The sequence below is a fragment of the Hahella ganghwensis DSM 17046 genome (assembly GCF_000376785.1).
GTDB classification, from domain to species: domain Bacteria; phylum Pseudomonadota; class Gammaproteobacteria; order Pseudomonadales; family Oleiphilaceae; genus Hahella; species Hahella ganghwensis.
The window spans coordinates 16,607-37,086 of record NZ_AQXX01000085.1; the positions used below are offsets into that span (position 1 = coordinate 16,607).

Below are 20,480 nucleotides of genomic sequence, written 5' to 3' on the forward strand. Positions count from 1 at the left end.
ACGCCTGCCAGAATCAAACGGGAGATCGGGAATGGAAAAGGTAAAAATTATTGACCATCCCATGTACCAGCTACTACGGGATGAAAAAATTGAGGAGTTCAACACCCGGAAAGGTCAAGGAGAGGCCGCACCCAGTTTTGAGCTTTGCGACTTTCGAGGACTCGATCTAAGAGGACTGGATGCGCATGGGCTTGACTTAAGGGGCGCGTATTTCCGCGGGGCAGACCTGCGGGGAATTAACTTCGAGGATACGCTCATGGAGGGCGCCAGCATTGCAGCAACAAAAATTTCAGGCTGCCTGTTTCCCAAAGCACTCCCGGCTGACGAAATCATCATGTCCCTCACACATGGTACCCGCATGCGCTATTTCCCCTGAGACTTTTCAGAGCCACCCGGAGACTGGCACTGGGTACATTGATCTCCAGCAACGAACAAAAAGGCTCTAAAATGCGGACATCAATACAATGACCGGGGATATTAATGCCGTCGCAATTACTGGGAAGCTGCTCCAGGCAGCTAATTGAAAAACTGAACGAAGGGGAAAGTAAAGGTATCCATCTGGCGCAACATAGTCTTTTTATTATTCGTCATCAGGGCAGAGTTTATGCCTACCTGAATCAATGCCCTCATCTTGGGATTGAATTGGAATGGATGCCGGATCAGTTCCTCGACCATGCCCGACAATTTATCCACTGCAGCACCCATGGGGCATTGTTTCTGATCCGGACAGGCGAATGTATTGCGGGTCCATGCCAGGGACAGTTTCTTCGTCCTCTTACTATGCAGGAAAACGGTGATGACGTGGACTTTCTACTTTCATCCTGACAGTAACGCTAAATAATAACCGGCACTTGATGATCAAGCACCAGTTCATCAGGGGAAATCAGACTTTTATAGGCAATCACCTCCACGCCATTTTCGCTGGCCTTTTTCAAACCCTGTGCGTATGCCGGATCAATGTGCTTTGCCGCCTGCACACTGTTAATTCCAGAATGATTCACCACATAACAAAGTACAGCGCGCATTCCAGCCTGCACCATTTCTATCAGCTCTTCCAGATGCTTGGATGCCCGGGTGCTCACAGCATCCGGAAAATAGCCCAGCCCATCCTCTAGCAGCGTCACGTTTTTTACTTCCACATAGCAGTCTGGTAATTCCGCGTGACCAGACAAAAACCAGTCAGCACGACTTCCCTGGCTACCATACCTCACCTCTGGCTTTCGGTTTGTGTAACCTGACAATTCGGTAATGACACCTGAAGCTGCACCCTCGCCGACCAGTTCATTTGGCCTGGCTGTATTAACACAAATCCAATGACCGGCCGGTGTTTCACTGAGTTCCCAGGTATACGGATATTTCCTTTTGGGGTTGGCAGCCCGGCTAAAATAGACTTTTGATCCCGGCTCAGCGCAGCCTTTCATAGAACCTGTGTTAGGACAGTGGATAGTGATCACTTCGCCGTTGTCCAACTCAATATCCGCCAGGAATCGTTTATAACGCTTTATCAGCCGTCCGTACCCTGGTTCCAGCTCCAGTTTCAATCTCCATCTCCCAATTTTTTTCAATCGAATGACAACATAATTTCCAGGTATTCTGCCCCAATTAGCGCTTTAACAGATCAAGCCCTGCCACACATTCAGTATCAGATGCAGCTTTTAAAACAAGTTGTAACTACTTATGCTACAAACTGTTTTTGCTCAGGACAGCGGCTTCAACAGGTTATTCCCAAAATAAAATTTATAGGCTACCTTGAAAAGAGTTGGCGCCGTGATCTCAGATCTGCTATTTTTCGCACGCTTAGCGGCGGTTAATCGCCAATCATAACCAGACAAAATGGTTCCCGGATACCAGTCCCGGTCTTTCACAGACCCAGACGTGCCGTACGCCGGGCAGTTTAAACATGGGGCAGAACATATGCCAAACACAGAAGCGAAAAGCGCTGAAAAGTTTACTAACTTCACACCTTACGAACCTGCGAAGGGCGAAGAATACATGAGTGCAGGCCAGCTTGAGCATTTCAAGCAGATTCTGCTCAACTGGAAACAGGAACTCATGGAAGAAGTCGATCGCACCATGCATCACATGCAGGAAGATGCGGCAAACTACGCCGACCCAAGCGATCGTGCCACACAGGAAGAAGAGTTCAGCCTGGAGTTACGCACTCGTGATCGTGAGCGTAAGTTGATCAAAAAAATCGATCAGACCATTGAGCTGATTGACCGCGAAGATTATGGCTACTGTGATTCCTGCGGTGTGGAAATTGGTATCCGCCGCCTGGAAGCCCGTCCGACCGCCACGCTATGCATTGACTGCAAGACACTGGCGGAAATCAAGGAGAAGCAAACCGGCATCTAACCAGCTTTTCCCGGTTTATGCCTGCTTCCAAGCCTGTTTATCGGGGGCGATTTGCCCCCTCGCCTACCGGCCCTCTTCACTTCGGCTCTCTGGTCGGAGCACTGGCCAGCTTTCTTGATGCCAGATCCCACCATGGCCAATGGTTAGTCCGAATTGAAGATATTGATCCTCTACGGGAAAAGCCCGGTGCGGCTGACGCCATCTTGAAAGCTCTTGAGGCACATCACCTGCAATGGGATGAAACCGTTACCTTCCAATCTCAACACAGCCACAGATACGAAGAGCGTCTTCTTCAACTACAAAATCACAACCTAATCTATCCCTGCCCATGCAGCCGTAAACAACTCCAGGCCCAGCATGGTGCTCACCTGTCCCTCTGCCGAAACCGTGAAATTTCCTTTGAGCCCGATGTCGCCATTCGATTCAATGTGACGACTGAATGCAGGGAGTTTTATGATCTGATACAGGGTACCTGCAACTACCAACTACAGCATGAAATGGATGACTTTGTTCTTAAGCGCAAGGAAGGCTTTTATGCCTATCAGTTGGCGGTCGTCTGTGATGATATAAAAGAGCGCATAACCCACGTTATCAGGGGCATTGATCTGATCGACTCTACGCCCCTGCAATTGCAGCTCTACGAAGGCCTTGGCGAAAAAGCGCCGGCTTTCGGTCATTTCCCGGTTGTGGTGACAGCAAACGGTCAAAAGCTCAGCAAACAGAGATTGTCCCCGGCACTGGATACCGGCACAGTGCATAACAATCTTGTACTGGCCGGGCAGGCGCTTCGTCTGATTGATTCTGACGATATACTTCCCGATAAACCGGAGCTACTGCTGCAATGGATGATCAGCCGATGGTCAAGATCGCCGCTAATGGGGCTCAAACAGGTGCCATCTCCGGTACCTTACTCAACACCATCCGACTAACTCCATGCCTGCAAAGGAGTTTTGCATGAAAACTCCCGGTTAAGTAACATGGACAGGTTGTTATCGAGGCTGCGACTCACATGTATATTTACCGATTGGTATTTTTGCTGATACTGGGAGTTTACATATTTTCCCCGGTGATCATGGATTGGTGGATCGCGCCAGGCAGTGCCTGGTACCGCCCCTACATCATGTGGTTTCTGATCATCATTCTTGCCTATTGGCTGGAACGTAAGCGAGGTCCGAATGAATTTTAGTGCCTGGCAACTGCTGGGTCTCGGCGGCCTCTACCTGTCCACTCTGTTCACACTCGCATACCTCAGCGAGCGCGGCCTGATACCTCTGCGTTGGGTGAGACATCCTGCCGTTTATATTCTTTCTCTCGGTGTCTATGCCAGCGCCTGGGCCTTCTACGGTTCTGTCGGGCTGGCGTATGAATACGGTTTTGGCTTTCTTGCTTTCTATCTCGGTATCTGTGGAGCTTTCCTGCTGGCCCCAGTACTGCTAATGCCTATCCTGCGAGTAGCCAAATCCTATCAACTCAGTTCCATCGCCGACCTGTTTACTTTCCGTTATCGCAGCCAATGGGCGGGAACGCTCAGCACATTGTTCATGATCATCAGCTCCCTTTGCCTGATGGCCCTTCAGTTTCAAGCAGTCATGATGTCGATGAATGTGCTGACCGGAACAGATCACCACTTCTGGGTTGGCTCGGTGTTTTGCGCAATGGTGATTCTGTTTACGATCTTTTTTGGAGCTCGGGGACAGTCAAGAGTGGAACGCCATCCAAGCCTGATGGTGGGGATAGCACTGGAAGGTCTGTTAAAAATTATCATCATCCTGGTTCTGGGAACTATCGTTGCGTACAAGGTATTCGGCGGCTTCGGTGAACTGAATCAATGGCTCGCGGATAATGCCCAGCGTGTCAGCTCCCTGGACAGACACCTGGAAGATGGCCCCTGGCGGGCGCTATTGCTGATATTTTTTGCCTCCGCCCTGGTCATGCCACACATGTTCCATATGATATTCACTGAGAACCTCAACTCCCAGGCACTCTTCAAAGCCAGTTGGGGGCTCCCGCTATATCTGTTACTGATCAGCATACCGGTTCCGCTTTTCATGTGGGCTGGCATCAAGATGTCAGTGCCGACAGAGCCAGACTACTTTATTCTCGGGTTGGGCGACCGGTTCGAAATGCCCTGGTTCAATGCTGTCGCATTTCTCGGGGGTCTCACAGCCGCCAGTGGTTTACTGATTGTGAGTTGTCTGGCCTTGGCCTCTATGGCACTGAACCACATTATCCTGCCCGTTTACCAGCCTCTGGCCAGACGCGATATCTACCGCTGGCTGACCCTGGTCAGACGCCTGCTAATCACGGTCATTCTGGGTAGCGGTTATCTGTTTGCCGTTTGGCTGGACGGGAAGTTATCCCTGTCTATCCTAGGGGTTCTCGCTTTTTCTGCCGGCTTGCAACTCCTACCCGGCGTTCTATGTGTCATTTACTGGCCTTTGGGCAATCGCATCGGCTTCATCTGGGGACTCGTCACAGGGTTCACCTTATGGCTGGTGACACTTGCCCTTCCACTAATACTGGAAATTGATATTCTGGCCTGGGGAATCTGGCCTACGGACTACCGGCTGAACAATAATGACTGGCATTACTATGTCATGATTTCTCTGACCGCCAACATTTGCGTCTTTGTCGGTCTATCACTTTTCTTCAAGCTGACCACAGAAGAAGAACGCGCCGCGCAGGCCTGTTCCGTGGATACGTTAATGCGTCCCTCAAGACGCGAACTGATTGCCACAAGCTCAGAAGAGTTCAAAGACTTTCTATCGGTACCACTGGGACAAACCGCCGCAGACAGGGAGGTTAACCACGCCATTGCTCAGCTCCAGCTGCACGAGGTCGAGTTCCGGCCCTATGCACTCAGGCGTTTACGAGATCAGATTGAGGCCAACCTGTCAGGCTTACTCGGGCCAGCCATTGCCCAGGACATTGTCCAGCAATATCTGCAATTCAAACCGGCCAGCAGTGTCACTCCCGCCCAGGACATCTACTTTGTTGAAACCAAGCTTGAAGATTACCACCATCGCCTTAGCGGTCTGGCAGGCGAACTGGACACCCTCAGGCGCTATCACCGGCAGACGCTTCAGAACCTTCCTATTGCCTCCTGCTCACTGGGCGTTGACCTGGAAGTTTTAATGTGGAATCAGGCCATGGAGCAAATAACCGGCATTTCAGCCCCCCAGGTCATCGGCTCTCACATCAGCTCAATCGATGCTCCCTGGGCGGAACTGCTATTCAGTTTTGCCAACGGTGAAGAACGCCACGTTTCCAAAAAGCGTATTGACCTTGAAGGCCGGCCACACTGGTTTAATCTGCACAAAGCCACCATAGACAGCGATGCTGCCGGCCAGGTGTTGATGATCGAAGATTACACTGAAACCCAGTTGTTGGAAGAAGAACTGGTTCACAGTGAACGCCTGGCCTCTGTCGGGCGACTTGCTGCCGGAGTTGCCCACGAAATCGGAAACCCTGTGACCGGTATTGCCTGCCTGGCCCAGAACCTCAGGCTGATGACCAAGAATGAGGAAGTGCTGCTTACAGCAGATCAGATACTCGACCAGACACAACGAGTCTCGAAAATACTACAGACCCTGATGCGGTTCAGCCGGTCAGGGAATTACAGCCAGCCATTGCAGCATACACCAACACAACTCAAACGTTGCGTTGATGAAGCAATCCACTTACTCTCTCTGTCTGCGGCAGATCCCCAGGTGAGCTTTATAAATAACGTCAACTCTGAGATACAGGTCATGGGGGACGGACAAAGATTGGTGCAGGTGTTCGTCAACTTGCTGAGCAATGCCAGAGATGCCTCTCCTGCGGAAGGGGCTCATGTCTGGATCAAGGCAAGCATTGAAGACTATACGACGCGAATCGAAGTGATCGATGAAGGCTCAGGCATTCCCGGAGATCAGCTCGATCATTTATTTGAACCGTTTTTCACCACCAAAGATCCTGATAAGGGGACAGGCCTGGGCCTGGCTTTGGTGTACAGTATTATAGAAGAGCACTATGGACACATTCGTGTTGAAAGCCCAGCTGACCCGGACACCGGGCGCGGAACTCGGGTTATTATGCAAGTACCGGGTGCCGCCATTGATAAATCGCCGCAGACTCAAGAACAGACGGAATCCTGATTTATGGCTTTAATCTTAGTAGTTGAAGACGAAAGCATTATCCGCTCGGCGTTAAAACGCCTGTTGGAACACAATGGTCATCAGGTCCTGGAGGCAGAGTCCGTTGATGTTGCCATGGCCACGATAGCCGAAACAAAACCAGACATCATCGTGTCCGATTTAAGACTACCTGGAAAACCGGGCACCGAATTAATTACATTAACCGACGTACCTGTTCTGATCATGACCAGTTACGCCAGTCTCCGGTCAGCTGTGGATTCAATGAAACTCGGCGCGGTTGATTACATTGCCAAACCTTTCGACCATGAAGAAATGCTCTCATCCATCCAGACGATTCTGGACCGCACAACGGATGAGCCGGCAGTAGAAGCGCCCCCTACATCAGCAGGCTCTTCCCGGGAAGAACCTAAAAAAGTTGACCTCAGCCAGTTAATGTACGGCGAATGCTATGAGATGCAGAAACTTTTTGATCTCATCCGAAAAGTTGCCCCGACAGATACCACCGTCTTAATACAGGGCGAGTCAGGCACAGGTAAAGAGCTGGCCGCACGGGCACTTCACACCCTGAGCCCAAGGCACTCTGCTCAACTGATCTGCGTCAACTGCGCAGCGATACCGGAAACGTTAATCGAATCAGAGCTGTTCGGCCATGAGAAAGGTGCTTTTACCGGAGCCGTCGGCGCCCGCAGTGGACTGATCGAAGCCGCGGATAGTGGAACCCTGTTTCTCGATGAAATCGGCGAACTACCTCTGGAAGCCCAGGCCCGGTTACTGCGTGTACTTCAGGAAGGTGAAATACGTCGGGTAGGCTCAACCCAGTCCAAGCAGGTCGATATCCGGCTGGTGGCCGCCACTCACCGAAACCTGAAGGCCATGACGAAAACAGGTCAGTTTCGAGAAGACCTTTATTACCGCCTCAATGTGATGCAACTTAAAATACCGCCTCTACGGGCGCGAGAAGAAGATGTTGTCGGCCTGGCGAAGATGCTGCTGAAAAAAATCGGTGATCGCATGGGCAAGGTCAGCCTTAAATTTGAGAAAGAAGCACTTTCCGCCATCAGACACTACGAATGGCCCGGAAATGTCCGGGAAATGGAAAATGCTGTGGAACGGGCCGTTATCCTCGCAGACAGCGATATCATTTCATCCGATCTTCTCGATATTGAAACAGAAGGAGACTTCGATATGCCGGAAGGCATGATGGGAGTGGAAAAAGGAGGTGATAAAGCCGCTGATCTGTCTCTGGAAGATTACTTCCAGCACTTTGTGCTCGAGAACCAGGACACCATGAGCGAAACCGAGCTAGCCAAGAAACTTGGTATCAGCCGTAAAAGCCTGTGGGAAAGACGTCAGCGCCTCGGTATACCCCGAACCAAGAAGAGCTCTAAATAACCCCTTCCACTCTGCCGGATGAACTCTGCGTCTTTCGTCCGGCCCTCTATACTCCAACTTTTTGAACTTTATAGCCTCCCTCTCGATATTTCTTCGAAGCTTACCTCTATTTTCAGGTAACAGTTCGGTAACACTTTCAAGTCATTTCTCCAACAAGATGACTCCCAGCCAGAAATCCTCCCCATACCCAAGAATGCACCAAATTGGTTATTTCCCTACATCAATACCCATTTAGCTATTAGAAATAACAAAGGGATTAATAATTCCAATCAAATATCCATATTTTTTTCTTGCAGTACGTCAAACCTGTGCAATATTTAAACAAAACAAAAAGTAATTGAGCTGAAACATTCCAACTTACCTGCTCACTTGTTACCAGTTGTTACCCGTGGGAACAACTTCGCGCGACAAAGTGGGGCACGGTAACACTTTCGTACGCAAAACTACTTATCACCCTTTATTAAAAACACTTAACTATTTGTTTATAAAAGCCTTTTAATAAAGCTGGCACAGCCGATGCTATTTACCAATCACAAAATAAAAATAAGAGCCCCTTAAACTGCACAAATAAAAATAAAAAAGCAGAGCAAACAACAAAAACAACCCAGAACAAAAACAAGAATACGGGTGGCGAACTGATTGTTTTGGATGCCAGGCTTTTTAGCGGTATCAAAGGTATGGGTAGCGGTCTAGAAGAACAACAAACGCGAATGCGAGAAACGCTAGACATTCAACTCTTCCCTCACACCTATTACTGCTCGACGTATTCAAAGCGTTCCGTTTGCATACAGAATTCGAAGGCTCTAATTGTGGAGCGAAATTTATGGGACTGGGACGAAACAAAAACAAAAAATCGTCTGACCTTCTTCTCAGTGGGGATGGATATCCATCCCCATAGTTCTCTTCTCCTCTGACTCACCATTTACACCTTCCTGAACTGTTATTGCCTCAACATAACTTAACTAACTGTTCCCTATCGAAGAATATCTATTGCAAGCTGGTCGCAAATTGGGCCACAACAGGGTAAACTCCCCGCCTTCTATAAGCAGGTGTCAAGATACCCTTTTGCAATGTTAAAAAAGTTTATTGGCATGATTAGGCCGGGGACAAAATCCTCCAAGCGCTTTTCTCTGAGCATTATCCCCAGAGAACAACACAGCGTTTCGCGCAAACAAATCAGCCCAAATGCATTAAAAGTGCTCTACCGTCTCAACAGTGCAGGATACGAAGCTTTTCTGGTAGGCGGCGGTGTCCGTGATCTGTTACTGGGGGAACATCCCAAAGATTTTGACATTGCCACCAATGCCACACCGGAACAGGTACGCGCCCAATTCAACAACTGTCGCCTGATAGGCAAGCGGTTTCGCCTTGCCCATGTCAGATTTGGCCGGGAAATCATTGAAGTAGCCACCTTTCGGGCCAGTCATCAAAAAGCTGAAGACGATACTCATCGGGCTGCAACCAGCGATTCCGGGCAGATCCTCAGGGATAATGTGTACGGCAATCAGGAAGAAGATGCCCTACGCCGCGATTTTACAGTCAACGCGCTTTACTATGGCGTCAAAGACTTTGGTATCTACGATTACGCCAATGGAATGGAAGACCTGCGCAACCGTTTACTGCGCCTGATAGGCGATCCAGCCACCCGATATCGTGAAGACCCGGTAAGAATGCTGCGAGCCGCCAGATTTGCGGCTAAGCTGGACTTTACAATCGAGGAAAAAACAGCTGCGCCAATTTCCGAGCTTGGCCCACTCCTGCTGAACATTCCGTCAGCCCGTCTATTTGAAGAAGTATTAAAACTATTTCTCTCTGGAAAGGCAGAGGCGACCTTTAACATTCTGAGAGAACTGAATCTGTTCAAGTTTCTGTTCCCTTCCACCGATCAACTAATCAATGATGGCCATCCGCACGCACAAAAGCTGGTCGAGCAGGCTCTTATTAACACCGACAAGCGGGTTAATGCCGATAAGCCAGTAACGCCTGCATTTCTCTATGCAGCCTTGTTATGGCCTGCAACTCAGCTGGAATTTCAGCGTTGTCTGGATGACGGCATTCCACCGATACCTGCCATGCACAAAGCCAGTCAAAAGGTCATTGATGCGCAGGTTAAACATACGGCATTACCCAAGCGTTTCAGCCAGCCCATGAAAGAAATCTGGGAATTACAGCTGAGACTGCCGCGCCGCAGAGGTAAAAGCGCCCAAGCGATAGTGGAGCATCCACGATTCCGCGCATCCTATGACTTCGTCCTTCTGCGGGAAGCCAGCGGCGAAGATCTGCAAGGCTTGGGCAAATGGTGGACCGATTTCCAGGAAGGCGATGCAAACACTCGCCAGAAACTACAACAGGGGCAGGGACAAGGTGAAGGCAAGCGTCGCCCAAGACGCCGTCGTCGCCACCATAACAAACCCAGCTGACCGCCCCTTATAATAACTATTTTGGAATGTGCATGAGCGTTAATGTTCCCCATCAGTCTGGGCCCGTGGTCGATTGCTATATAGGCATGGGCAGCAACCAGAACCAACCGGAACTGCAGTTAAATCAGGCAATTGAGGCAATCAGGCAACACCCCGCCATGGCCCTGCAGGCCGTTTCCCGTCTATACAGTACCGTCCCTTTGGGCGGCTTGGACCAACCTCAGTATGTTAACGGGGTCGCCCACATCAGGACGCAACTGAAGGCCGAATCACTCCTTGATGAGCTGCAAACTATCGAAACCCAGCAGGGAAGAGAACGAAACGGCCAACGCTGGAGCTCCCGAACTCTGGACCTGGATTTGCTGCTCTACGGTACGGAAGTCATTCGCAGCCAAAGGCTAGTCGTCCCCCATTACGCCCTGCATGAACGTAACTTTGTGGTGTTTCCGTTACTCGAACTCTGCCCGGACTGTCACATCCCGGGCCTTGGTTCCCTGGCGGAAATAAGCGATACGCTGACCCAGGAAGGTATGACACCACTGTAATACGACGGAGACCTGAAGCCTCCCGCAGAAGTCCGATAATCAAATACGGATTCGCACTATCAAAAGCGGGACTTTATTGTCCAATCGATTACATTTAGTCTATGGCCCACAACAAAGGTGGATAGAGTGTATGGCCGTTACCCTAAGCACGTTACAAAAGCTCAAACACGCATCAGAGAAATTTGCGGTTCTGACCGCTTATGATGCCACCTTCGCAAACGCTGTCAGCGGTGCTGGTGTTGAAGCAATTCTGGTAGGAGATTCTCTGGGCATGGTCCTGCAGGGACATGACAGCACCCTCCCAGTCAGTATTACCGATATGGCTTACCACACGACCGCTGTAAAACGTGGTAATCAAGGCTCATTGATTATTGCCGATATGCCGTTCATGTCTTACGGAACTCCGGAACAAACCATGGAAAATGCCAAAGTGCTGATGCAGGCAGGCGCTCACATGGTCAAAATGGAGGGCGGCGCCTGGCTATGTGATGCTACCACCGCACTTTCCCGGCAAGGTATCCCCGTCTGCGTACACATGGGTCTGACCCCTCAGGCGGTAAACAAGTTCGGCGGCTTTAAGGTACAGGGTAAAGATGAGTCAGCCCAGCAACAGATCATCGAAGACGCTCAGGCCCTGGTTCATGCCGGAGCCGATATTCTGCTGCTGGAATGCGTTCCCTCCCGTCTTGCAACTGAACTGACCAAGGCTGTCCCCGTCCCCGTTATCGGGATCGGGGCTGGACCAGATACCGACGGACAGGTATTGGTTCTTCATGATATGTTGGGTTTGGGCTTACATCGCCGTCCACGCTTTGTCAGAAACTTTATGGAAGAAGCCGGCTCCATTCAGGAAGCTCTGGAGAATTACGTGAAAGCCGTCAAGAATGGTAGCTTTCCTGCTGAGGAGAATTGCTTCAACCTATGATTACCATACAACGCGAGAAAGAGCTTCGGGCAACCATCCGACAGCAAAAATCACAGGGCAAGCGCATCGGCTTCGTTCCCACCATGGGCAATCTGCATGACGGCCATATTGCGCTGGTCAACAGGGCACTGCATTTGTGCGATTACGTAGTGACGTCAGTCTACGTTAATCCCCTCCAGTTTGGCGCCAATGAAGACCTGGAGAAGTATCCGCGCACACTGGTGGCAGACAAGGAAAAGCTGGTCCAGGCAGGCAACCACGCTCTGTTTCTGCCACAAACCAGTCAAATCTATACAGGCGGACTGGAGGAACACACCAAAGTCGTTGTTCCCAACCTGACCGAAGATCATTGCGGTGCCAGCCGCCCTGGCCATTTTGACGGCGTGACCACGGTGGTCTCCATACTCTTCAATATGGTTCAGCCTGATGTTGCCGTATTCGGCCAGAAAGACTTCCAGCAACTGGCTGTTATACGCAAAATGGTCCAAGACCTGCACATGCCGGTTACTGTTGAAGGACACCCCACCATACGCGAAGATGATGGTCTGGCCATGAGTTCAAGAAACGGATATCTCGATGCGAACCAGCGCAAGACTGCGACTATCCTCTACCAGACTTTGCAGCAGACTACTGATAAGCTGAAAAACTCTTTCTCAAGCAAGCCGGTGAATGATGACTTTGCCCTCCTGGAAACTGAAGCCAGGGCAAAGCTGACTGAGGCAGGCTTCCGTCCGGATTACTACAACATCGTTGCCAGTGACACATTGCGCCCGGCCACTGCCGACGATAAAGAAATCACTGTATTGGCGGCGGCCTATCTCGGCAACACCCGGCTCATTGATAACATCAGTATTACGTTGTAATTTCAACTATTTATCGAACGAGCGGGAACAGCTTTATGGATTCTGCACCACAAACAACCAACCCCGGTGTTACGGCGGCCTGGCAGGCACTGATCGACCATCGGAAGGATATAGAAAGCACCACTATTGTCGATCTGTTCAGCAATGACCCGAACAGAGTTAGCCATCTATCCATGGAAGCGGCAGGCCTTTACCTGGATTACTCAAAGAACCGGGTCAATACAGAAACCCTGGTAAGGCTTAAGGCTCTGGCGGAAGCCTCCGGCCTGAAGCAAGCCATTCAGGACATGTTCTCCGGCGCTGCCATTAACCATACAGAAGGCCGGCAGGTCCTGCACACCGCCCTGCGCAGCACAGACACCGCTCCCCTGATCGTTGACGGCAAAAATATCAGGGAAGACATCAGCGCAGCGCTTACCAAAATGGAAGGGTTTGTTAACCAAGTGCAATCAGGCCAGTGGCTGGGCTACTCTGGAAAACCTATCACTGACGTCGTCAGCGTGGGTATCGGCGGCTCCTATCTTGGCCCCAGGGTCGCAATAGAAGCCTTGCGTCCTTTCTGGGTGGACAACATACGAAGCCACTTTGTCTCCAATGTGGATGGTGCTGATCTTGCCTATTGTGTGGAATCACTAAATCCTGAAACCACCCTGTTTATCGTCCAGTCCAAATCATTTAAAACTCAGGAAACCCTGGCTAACGCGCTTTCCGCCAAAGAGTGGTACCTCTCCACAGGTGGTGACGCGGACAATATAGCGCGCCATTTTGTTGCCGTATCCAGCAACATCAATCTGGCTACCGAATTTGGAATCGACGCAGACAATATCTTCCCCATGTGGGACTGGGTTGGCGGACGCTATTCTCTATGGTCAGCCATTGGCCTGCCTATCGCACTTCAGGTAGGAATGGCCAACTTCCGTGAGCTACTGGCTGGCGCAGAGGACTTGGATAATCACTTCAGGACAGCCCCTCTGGAAGCCAATATGCCGGTTATTCTGGGGCTACTTGGCGTGTGGTACCACAATTTTCTGGGCGCACACAGCCACGTTATCCTGCCGTATGACCAGAGCCTGGAAAATCTTCCGGCCCACCTGCAACAGGTCGACATGGAAAGTAACGGTAAAAGCATTAACCGGGGTGGGCATCAGGTCGATTACGGCACCGGCCCAATAATCTGGGGTGGTGCAGGAACCAATGGCCAGCATGCCTACCATCAATTGCTTCATCAGGGCACAAGATGGACTCCGGCAGACTTCATTTTGCCTCTGAAAACCCATCACGCCATTGGTGAACACCATGCCATGCTGACGTCGAATTGCTTCGCCCAAAGCCAGGCACTCATGTGCGGTAAATCTTTCGAACAGGCCAAAGCCGAACTAATGGCTTCCGGCATGTCAGAGGAAAAAGCTGAGGAACTCGCTCCACACAAAGTCATCCCTGGCAATCGTCCCAGCAACACGATCCTGATGGATCAGGTGAATGCCAGAACTGTTGGCGCCCTGATTGCTCTCTACGAGCAAAAAGTGTTTGTCCAAGGCGTCATTTGGGACCTGAACTCTTTCGATCAGTGGGGTGTAGAACTCGGAAAACAGTTGAGCGACAGTATTTTGCCTTTGCTAAAAGGTGAAGAGTCAGACAGCGCTCAGGTTGACGCATCAACCGCTGACTTGGTCAACCGCTTTAAACAAGCCAACCAGTAGTCAGACATAAAAAAGGGTCGATAAATATCGACCCTTTTTTCTTTCCATTTTCAAGGCAGCAATCTCTACCAGCATTGTCCTCTCCATTGAAAGGTAACGGGCTCTAAAAACTTGTCACCGCTAAATTCATCCCACAATACCTGATAGCTCACCTTCAACTCCGGATGAACCCCTTCTGGCGACAAATCTGCCAATGGCTTTAACACATATGCATGCTTGACGATCTCATCCCTGGGCAACTCAACACCATCGATAATTCCCACTTTATCGTCGTAGGTCAGAATATCGATATCGAGTGTACGGCCTGACCATTTACTTTCCTTTCCTGTTCTTCCTGTACTGGCTTCAATCCCCTTGAGAGCCTGCTGCAACTGCCCCACATCCAATTGGGTTTCAAAGGAGGCCACAAGATTATAGAAATCGTCACCATCAAAACCTACTGCCCGGCATCGATAGACCGGTGATAACCGCAGCCCATCAAACTCAGAACTCAAAGACTCAAATGCCGCTAACAAGTTCTTTTGCGGGTCAATATTACTTCCGATGCCGACCAACACCTTGCTCACGTCTCAATAACTCCTCTCGATTTTAACTCCCACCGATGCAGCCTCCGCCACAGCACTGGGTTTTCGGATATGTAGACGCATCCAGGCGATACCAAATTCCTGATGTAATAACTCTGCCATCTTTTCGAGCAATACTTCCAGCAGCTGGTACTGAGTTTCTGCCGCAAAGTCGCGCAATCTCTGACAGACTGCAGCATAATTAAGCGTATCGGCTAAATCATCGGATTGGGCCGCCGCTTTGATATCCCACTCAAGTTCCAGATCAAGAAATAGCCTCTGGGGATAGGTTTTCTCAAAATGATACACCCCAATCACGGTATCTATCTGGAGGGATTCGATAGTAATTTTATCCGGGGCAAGCCCATTGTCAGGCATCTGATTCGACTTGTTCACAACCTTCTTCACCTTTATCTCTCCCCTGGCCTTCCAGACAGCTAGAGAACTGATTGAGTCCGGCAAGACACCAGGGAGTTATCAGGGTCTCCTTATAGGAGGACGGCACCCGACTGTCAAACCTTTTGTCGGTAATGGCCAATAATCCAACCATCTCTCAGCTTTCCAGGCAAGGTTAAAGCGTCTGCCATTTTCCTTACACTGAACAGGTCTCAGCTTTCATCGCTGGCATTCCTTTTCGCATAAAGGCAGACTTAGACATATTTCAACCAGTTACCGACTTTTCACCAGACTCACAACTCATGCCGGATCAACCTTTAGAACTGATTATCTGCACAACTGCAGGCTACCTTCTGGGATCTGTCATGGGAGCATTCTGGGTTTGCCGCATCTTCCGCCTCCCGGATCCGACCAATTCCGGCTCGGGTAACCCTGGGGCCACCAATATATACAGACTTGGAGGCTGGCTTCCCGCTGCACTCACCCTGCTCTGGGACGCCGCCAAAGGTGCGATCGCAATCTTCATTACCATTTGGCTGTCATTATCTCCCTACGAACAAGGGGTCGTCGCTGTCGCGGCGATCATGGGGCACATGCTGCCGGTATTTCACCATTTCAAAGGCGGCAAGGGGGTTGCAACTGTCCTGGGCTGTGGCTTGGTACTCGCCTGGCAAACAACGGTGATATTGGCTCTGGTGTGGGGGGCGATTATTTATTGGAAACGGGTGTCATCGATAGCCTCGCTGACATCCGCGCTGCTGGCTCCCTGGATTGCCTGGGCATTCAACCCTGAATATTCCGCGTTGTTCATGTCGTTAGCACTCTTCATACTGATCCGACACCGGGAGAACATTATTAATCTCGCCAAGGGAAATGAGCGCTCGCTATAAAGCCCTTAGCGATCATTTCCCAAAAAACACGCAGAAACTAAACTGCTGCTAACTCAGTGAGTGGCCAGCGTGGACGGGCAACAACAGAAAGCTCGGCCTGCTGCCCTGCAACCAAACGACAATGTCCTGCATAGGCAATCATTGCACCGTTATCAGTACAGAATTCTGGCCTCGCATAAAAAACCTGCGCCTTTTCCCTGATTGCCATATCAGCAAGTTTTTCCCGCAAAGAGCGATTGGCACTGACACCACCGGCCATAATAAGGCGTTTCAGCCCAGTCTCTTTTAAGGCCCGACGGCACTTAATCGCCATGGTATCGACCACCGCCTCCTGGAAACAGGCAGCAATATCCGCCCGACACTGTTCATCCAGTTCACCTTTCGAGTCAGCATCCTGCAACGTATTCAATGTAAAAGTTTTTAAACCACTAAAGCTGAAATCGAGACCGGGGCGATCAGTCATTGGACGCGGGAATGTAAAACGGTTCGTACTTCCTTTTTCAGCAAGCTTAGCCACCTGGGGCCCACCGGGATAATCGAGGCCCAGCATCTTAGCCACCTTATCAAAGGCTTCTCCTGCCGCGTCATCGACGGACTCTCCCAAAAGCGCATACTGACCTATGCCGTCCACCCGAACTAGCTGGGTATGGCCACCTGAAACCAGAAGGGCGACAAAAGGAAACTCAGGAGGATTATCTTCTAACATAGGTGCCAGCAGGTGGCCTTCCATATGGTGCACACCAATTGCAGGAACACCTAATCCGTAGGCCAGAGAGCTGGCAATCGCACCGCCAACCATTAAAGCACCGACTAAACCAGGCCCCGCGGTATAAGCAATAGCATCCAGATCATATAAGCCTCGCTGACAGCGATGCAGCAGAGACTCGATGAGAGGTATCACTTTACGGACATGATCCCGGGACGCCAGCTCAGGCACGACACCGCCATAATCCGCGTGTAACTTGATCTGGCTATATAATTCATGCCCCAACAGGCCCTCATCACTCTCATAGAGCGCTATTCCTGTCTCATCACATGAGGTTTCAATACCCAATACCAGCATCAGTTCCTTCCCCAGCCTCTTTAATCTGAAAACCCAATTGTTTGAAGTGAAAAATAAAGCCCCGCAGTTTAAGGCCGACACCTCCTCTTGCCAAGGTTGCATACGGTTATTAAGGGAATAAAAGATCAAATTACGACCGATTATGTGGTAATCTACCTTTACAAGTGCCTTGTAAAGGGATTACAATGCGCGCCCTTGTTTGTATTGATACAAATTAACCAATTTTATTTTTGACCAAAGACTAGAATTTGGTCTGTTTGGTTAAGAACATTCATTTAGATTCAGGCCACAAGCTTCAACGCAGCGGGGCTTTAACCAGAGTAACCAAGAGAGAGCAGATTAGATGCCTTCGGTAAAAATTAAAGAGAACGAGCCATTTGACGTTGCATTGCGCCGCTTCAAGCGCTCATGCGAAAAAGCCGGTATTCTGTCAGAAGTACGTCGTCGCGAGTTCTACGAAAAACCGACTGCAGAGCGTAAGCGCAAGCTGGCTGCAGCTGTTAAGCGCCACGCCAAGAAAGTTCAGCGTGAACAGCGTCGCTTTGAGCGCCTGTACTAAGCGCTAATTCTTTTTTTAAAAAAAGACTTCAATAGCCCGAAAGGGTCAGCACATTTTGTGGTGACCGACTTTGGGCTATTGCTGTTTCTGGAATTCCAGCGGCAACTGCCCTCTCCTTCCGGCATATGCCTACCAGAAACACTATTCCTACCACCATGATGATTGACGGGTAACGCCATGTCTCTGAAAGACCAGATCACAGAGTCTATGAAGTCCGCCATGCGGAACAAAGAAAAGGAACGTCTTAGCGCCATTCGCCTAATCCTGGCGGAAGTCAAGCGCGTGGAAGTAGATGAGCGAATCGAAGTCGATGATGCGCGCATCCTGGCGATTCTCGATAAGATGAGCAAACAGCGCAAGGATTCGATCACGCAATTCAAAGATGCTGGCCGTGATGACTTGGTCGCTGTAGAACAGAACGAACTGGACGTTATTGCCGAATTCCTTCCTGAAGCCCTATCTGAAGACGAGCTCAAAGCGATTATTGAAAAAGCAATCGCAGATTCAGGCGCAGGTAGCATGCAGGATATGGGGAAAGTCATGGGCCTGGTAAAACCTCAGGTACAGGGCCGCGCCGACATGGGCGCTATCAGCCAAATGGTCAAAGCCGCATTGGCTGGTTAATACCGCATTTCGATATTCGCGCCAGTGGACATCAATCCGCCGGCGCGCTTTCCACCAAGACTCGCTTTCACGAAAAAATAGTAACTCCTGCAACCTGTGCTAATCTTGGCGGGAACTTCCGAGATTTCAGCAGATTTAATCCACCACATGCTGTGAAGGTAACCATTCCCAGATGTCATCCGGCCTCATTCCTCAAAACTTTGTTGAAGATCTGGTTTCACGGATTGACCTTGCCACACTGGTTGGCGAGAGGGTTCAGCTAAAGAAAAGTGGTGCCACTTATCAAGGTTGCTGCCCGTTTCACGATGAGAAGACCCCCTCTTTCCACGTATACAACGAAGCCTCCCCCGCACATTACCACTGCTATGGCTGTGGCGCCCATGGCGATGCCATAGACTTTCTCAAAAACCAGGACCATATGAGCTTCAATGAAGCCGTTGAATCACTTGCCAGACGGTACGGACTCGAAATTCCAAGAGACCCCATTGCCCAGCAGGCGGTTAGCCGTTTCAAGCCTTTATACGACGCGTCACACTTTGCCTCCGAAGCTTTTCAGGATGCTCTGCGAAAACACCCCCAAAGGGACGTCGCCATCAACTACCTGAAAAATCGTGGTCTTTCCAGAGAAATGATAGAGCTTTACGGGATCGGATTCGCTCCACCGGAAAGAACCTTCCTGCAGGATAACTCCTCTCCTGGACAACAAAAATCCTTACAGGAAGTTCGCCTGATTGGCGAAAAGGATGGCCGACGCTACGAACTTTTCCAAAACCGCCTGATGTTCCCCATCCGGGACACCAGAGGCCGGGTTGTCGCTTTTGGCGGACGCACCCTGGGACAGGATCGCAGCAAGTATATCAACAGTCCTGAAAACCCAATTTTCCATAAGAGCAAACAGTTATATGGTCTGTGGGAAGCGCGCAAACAAGCCAGACAACTGGACCAACTCATTGTTGTAGAGGGCTATCTGGACGTCATTTCACTGGCGCAATTCGGAATTTCCAACGCCGTGGCGGCCATGGGTACCGCCACCAATGAAGAAAACCTCAGTCATTTACTCTCTACTTGCCCGGATATCGTGTTCTGCTTTGATGGGGATAAAGCTGGACTGAATGCAGCGGATAAAGCCCTTCGCAATCTCCTGCCACTGTTTCGCGACGGCCACAAAGTGTCTTTCTTGATCCTGCCCGAGGGCGAAGATCCAGACACTCTTATCCGGAAGGAAGGCGGCGAAACTTTTCGCGACAGAATCAATAACGCCTCGCCGCTCTCCGAGTACTTTTTTACTGCTTTAAGTCGTGGACTTAATCTACAGGTTGCCGAAGATAAAGGCGTTTTGAACCAGTCGGCCCGAGATGCCTTTCAGAATATCCAGGCCCCAATACTCAAGGATGCTCTTTTTTCCCGGCTGCGTGAACTTACCCGCTCCCCCCGCTGGCAGGACCGCAAGGACTGGAAAGGCCGTAAAAACGGAAAACGACGGGACTTTGAACGACAGCCAATTATTGTGGAGGAACCGCTCCCGGTTCCCAATCGTACAGCCGCCCGTATTTGCCTGGGCTTGTACTCGGCACCGGCCTGGGCCGAAGAGGTAGCGGAAACAATCGACCTTGAACTGCTCGAAAATGACATGGCACCGCTCCGACTTTTCCTGCAGTGGATATTGGACAACAAAATTCGTACGCAACAGGATCTTTTATACCAGTTAGCGACTGATCCCCGCCAAAGACAGCGTTTTAAGAACCTTTTCGGTGCAATTGAGCACATATTTGAAGTTGAAAAACTTCAGGCAGAGGCCCGGGACTCTCTTCGTATGCTAAAACGGAAGCACTTCGAAATCACTTTCGAGAGACTGCATCAGGCATTGCGAGAAAACCCGACAGACAAAGCGTTACTGACGCAACTTCAAACACTTACAAAGGAGAAACAGACCATGACCGCACGAAAGAAAAAATAATGCGTGAGACCTTGAAAATTTTTTAATCAACTCCACATTGGATTTCTAGCGCAAAATTAGCTTACAAGCTATAATGGCTGTTTGATTTTTCC

General features: G+C 50.2%; 21 protein-coding genes. 16 read left to right on the top strand and 5 right to left on the bottom strand.

Annotated features, from left to right (window positions below; genetic code table 11):
• The first annotated feature begins 31 nt into the window (after positions 1 to 31).
• Entirely contained in the window at positions 32 to 376 is a 345-nt protein-coding gene (locus F566_RS0106080) for a pentapeptide repeat-containing protein (protein ID WP_026179796.1), read from the top strand.
• Between the two features lie 104 nt (positions 377 to 480).
• The gene (locus tag F566_RS0106085) at positions 481 to 825 is read left to right on the top strand and encodes a Rieske (2Fe-2S) protein (RefSeq protein WP_020406096.1); all 345 of its coding nucleotides are present in this window, start codon (positions 481 to 483) and stop codon (positions 823 to 825) included.
• 8 nt (positions 826 to 833) lie between these two features.
• Here F566_RS0106085 and sfsA read toward each other — a convergent pair whose 3' ends face one another.
• A complete protein-coding gene (gene sfsA, locus F566_RS0106090; protein WP_157496682.1) occupies positions 834 to 1,541 on the bottom strand; it encodes a DNA/RNA nuclease SfsA in 708 nt (235 codons plus the stop codon).
• A gap of 373 nt (positions 1,542 to 1,914) precedes the next feature.
• Here sfsA and dksA point away from each other — a divergent pair, with 373 nt between their 5' ends.
• From dksA to pgi, 10 genes are all read left to right on the top strand, one after another.
• Positions 1,915 to 2,355, top strand: coding sequence for an RNA polymerase-binding protein DksA (dksA, locus tag F566_RS0106095; protein WP_020406098.1), 441 nt, complete (start codon positions 1,915 to 1,917; stop codon positions 2,353 to 2,355).
• A 17-nt stretch (positions 2,356 to 2,372) separates the two neighbouring features.
• Complete coding sequence (gene gluQRS, locus F566_RS32095; protein ID WP_020406099.1) at positions 2,373 to 3,284, top strand: tRNA glutamyl-Q(34) synthetase GluQRS; 912 nt, start codon at positions 2,373 to 2,375, stop codon at positions 3,282 to 3,284.
• 80 nt (positions 3,285 to 3,364) lie between these two features.
• Positions 3,365 to 3,541, top strand: coding sequence for a hypothetical protein (locus tag F566_RS37145; RefSeq protein WP_020406100.1), 177 nt, complete (start codon positions 3,365 to 3,367; stop codon positions 3,539 to 3,541).
• Positions 3,531 to 6,491 carry a sensor histidine kinase gene (locus tag F566_RS0106110; protein ID WP_020406101.1) on the top strand — a complete coding sequence of 987 codons (2,961 nt, stop codon included), beginning with the start codon at positions 3,531 to 3,533 and terminating at the stop codon, positions 6,489 to 6,491. The genes F566_RS37145 and F566_RS0106110 overlap by 11 nt, the downstream gene beginning before the upstream one ends.
• A gap of 3 nt (positions 6,492 to 6,494) precedes the next feature.
• Positions 6,495 to 7,883, top strand: a complete 1,389-nt coding sequence (locus F566_RS0106115; protein ID WP_020406102.1) for a sigma-54-dependent transcriptional regulator — start codon at positions 6,495 to 6,497, stop codon at positions 7,881 to 7,883.
• A gap of 1,070 nt (positions 7,884 to 8,953) precedes the next feature.
• The gene (pcnB, locus tag F566_RS0106120) at positions 8,954 to 10,303 is read left to right on the top strand and encodes a polynucleotide adenylyltransferase PcnB (protein ID WP_020406104.1); all 1,350 of its coding nucleotides are present in this window, start codon (positions 8,954 to 8,956) and stop codon (positions 10,301 to 10,303) included.
• Positions 10,304 to 10,335: 32 nt separating this feature from the next.
• Complete coding sequence (gene folK, locus F566_RS0106125; RefSeq protein ID WP_020406105.1) at positions 10,336 to 10,848, top strand: 2-amino-4-hydroxy-6-hydroxymethyldihydropteridine diphosphokinase; 513 nt, start codon at positions 10,336 to 10,338, stop codon at positions 10,846 to 10,848.
• Between the two features lie 130 nt (positions 10,849 to 10,978).
• Positions 10,979 to 11,773 carry a 3-methyl-2-oxobutanoate hydroxymethyltransferase gene (gene panB / locus F566_RS0106130; protein WP_020406106.1) on the top strand — a complete coding sequence of 265 codons (795 nt, stop codon included), beginning with the start codon at positions 10,979 to 10,981 and terminating at the stop codon, positions 11,771 to 11,773.
• On the top strand, positions 11,770 to 12,636 hold the full coding sequence (panC, locus tag F566_RS0106135; protein WP_020406107.1) for a pantoate--beta-alanine ligase: 867 nt from the start codon (positions 11,770 to 11,772) through the stop codon (positions 12,634 to 12,636). Before panB ends, panC begins: the two co-directional genes overlap by 4 nt.
• Before the next feature lie 35 nt (positions 12,637 to 12,671).
• Positions 12,672 to 14,336, top strand: a complete 1,665-nt coding sequence (gene pgi, locus F566_RS0106140; protein ID WP_020406108.1) for a glucose-6-phosphate isomerase — start codon at positions 12,672 to 12,674, stop codon at positions 14,334 to 14,336.
• Between the two features lie 65 nt (positions 14,337 to 14,401).
• On the opposite strand, the gene folK (F566_RS0106145) is transcribed toward pgi, so the two are convergent.
• The 3 genes from folK (F566_RS0106145) to F566_RS0106155 are packed head-to-tail and all read right to left on the bottom strand — an operon-like array spanning position 14,402 to position 15,449.
• Complete coding sequence (folK, locus tag F566_RS0106145; protein ID WP_020406109.1) at positions 14,402 to 14,902, bottom strand: 2-amino-4-hydroxy-6-hydroxymethyldihydropteridine diphosphokinase; 501 nt, start codon at positions 14,900 to 14,902, stop codon at positions 14,402 to 14,404.
• 3 nt (positions 14,903 to 14,905) lie between these two features.
• Positions 14,906 to 15,277 (bottom strand): dihydroneopterin aldolase, encoded by a 372-nt coding sequence (folB, locus tag F566_RS0106150; RefSeq protein WP_020406110.1) that lies wholly within the window; start codon positions 15,275 to 15,277, stop codon positions 14,906 to 14,908.
• Positions 15,270 to 15,449 (bottom strand): hypothetical protein, encoded by a 180-nt coding sequence (locus F566_RS0106155; protein WP_020406111.1) that lies wholly within the window; start codon positions 15,447 to 15,449, stop codon positions 15,270 to 15,272. Before F566_RS0106155 ends, folB begins: the two co-directional genes overlap by 8 nt.
• Positions 15,450 to 15,597: 148 nt before the next feature.
• Between F566_RS0106155 and plsY the strand changes: the two genes are divergently transcribed.
• The gene (gene plsY, locus F566_RS0106160; protein ID WP_020406112.1) at positions 15,598 to 16,185 is read left to right on the top strand and encodes a glycerol-3-phosphate 1-O-acyltransferase PlsY; all 588 of its coding nucleotides are present in this window, start codon (positions 15,598 to 15,600) and stop codon (positions 16,183 to 16,185) included.
• Positions 16,186 to 16,222: 37 nt separating this feature from the next.
• Here the strand turns inward: plsY and tsaD are convergent, their stop codons facing one another.
• Positions 16,223 to 17,248 carry a tRNA (adenosine(37)-N6)-threonylcarbamoyltransferase complex transferase subunit TsaD gene (gene tsaD / locus F566_RS0106165; RefSeq protein WP_020406113.1) on the bottom strand — a complete coding sequence of 342 codons (1,026 nt, stop codon included), beginning with the start codon at positions 17,246 to 17,248 and terminating at the stop codon, positions 16,223 to 16,225.
• Between the two features lie 343 nt (positions 17,249 to 17,591).
• On the opposite strand from tsaD, the gene rpsU reads away from it, so the two are divergent.
• From rpsU to dnaG, 3 genes are all read left to right on the top strand, one after another.
• On the top strand, positions 17,592 to 17,807 hold the full coding sequence (gene rpsU / locus F566_RS0106170) for a 30S ribosomal protein S21 (RefSeq protein ID WP_020406114.1): 216 nt from the start codon (positions 17,592 to 17,594) through the stop codon (positions 17,805 to 17,807).
• A 177-nt stretch (positions 17,808 to 17,984) separates the two neighbouring features.
• Entirely contained in the window at positions 17,985 to 18,431 is a 447-nt protein-coding gene (locus tag F566_RS0106175; RefSeq protein ID WP_020406115.1) for a GatB/YqeY domain-containing protein, read from the top strand.
• A 172-nt stretch (positions 18,432 to 18,603) separates the two neighbouring features.
• On the top strand, positions 18,604 to 20,388 hold the full coding sequence (gene dnaG / locus F566_RS0106185; protein ID WP_020406117.1) for a DNA primase: 1,785 nt from the start codon (positions 18,604 to 18,606) through the stop codon (positions 20,386 to 20,388).
• The last annotated feature ends 92 nt before the right edge of the window (positions 20,389 to 20,480 follow it).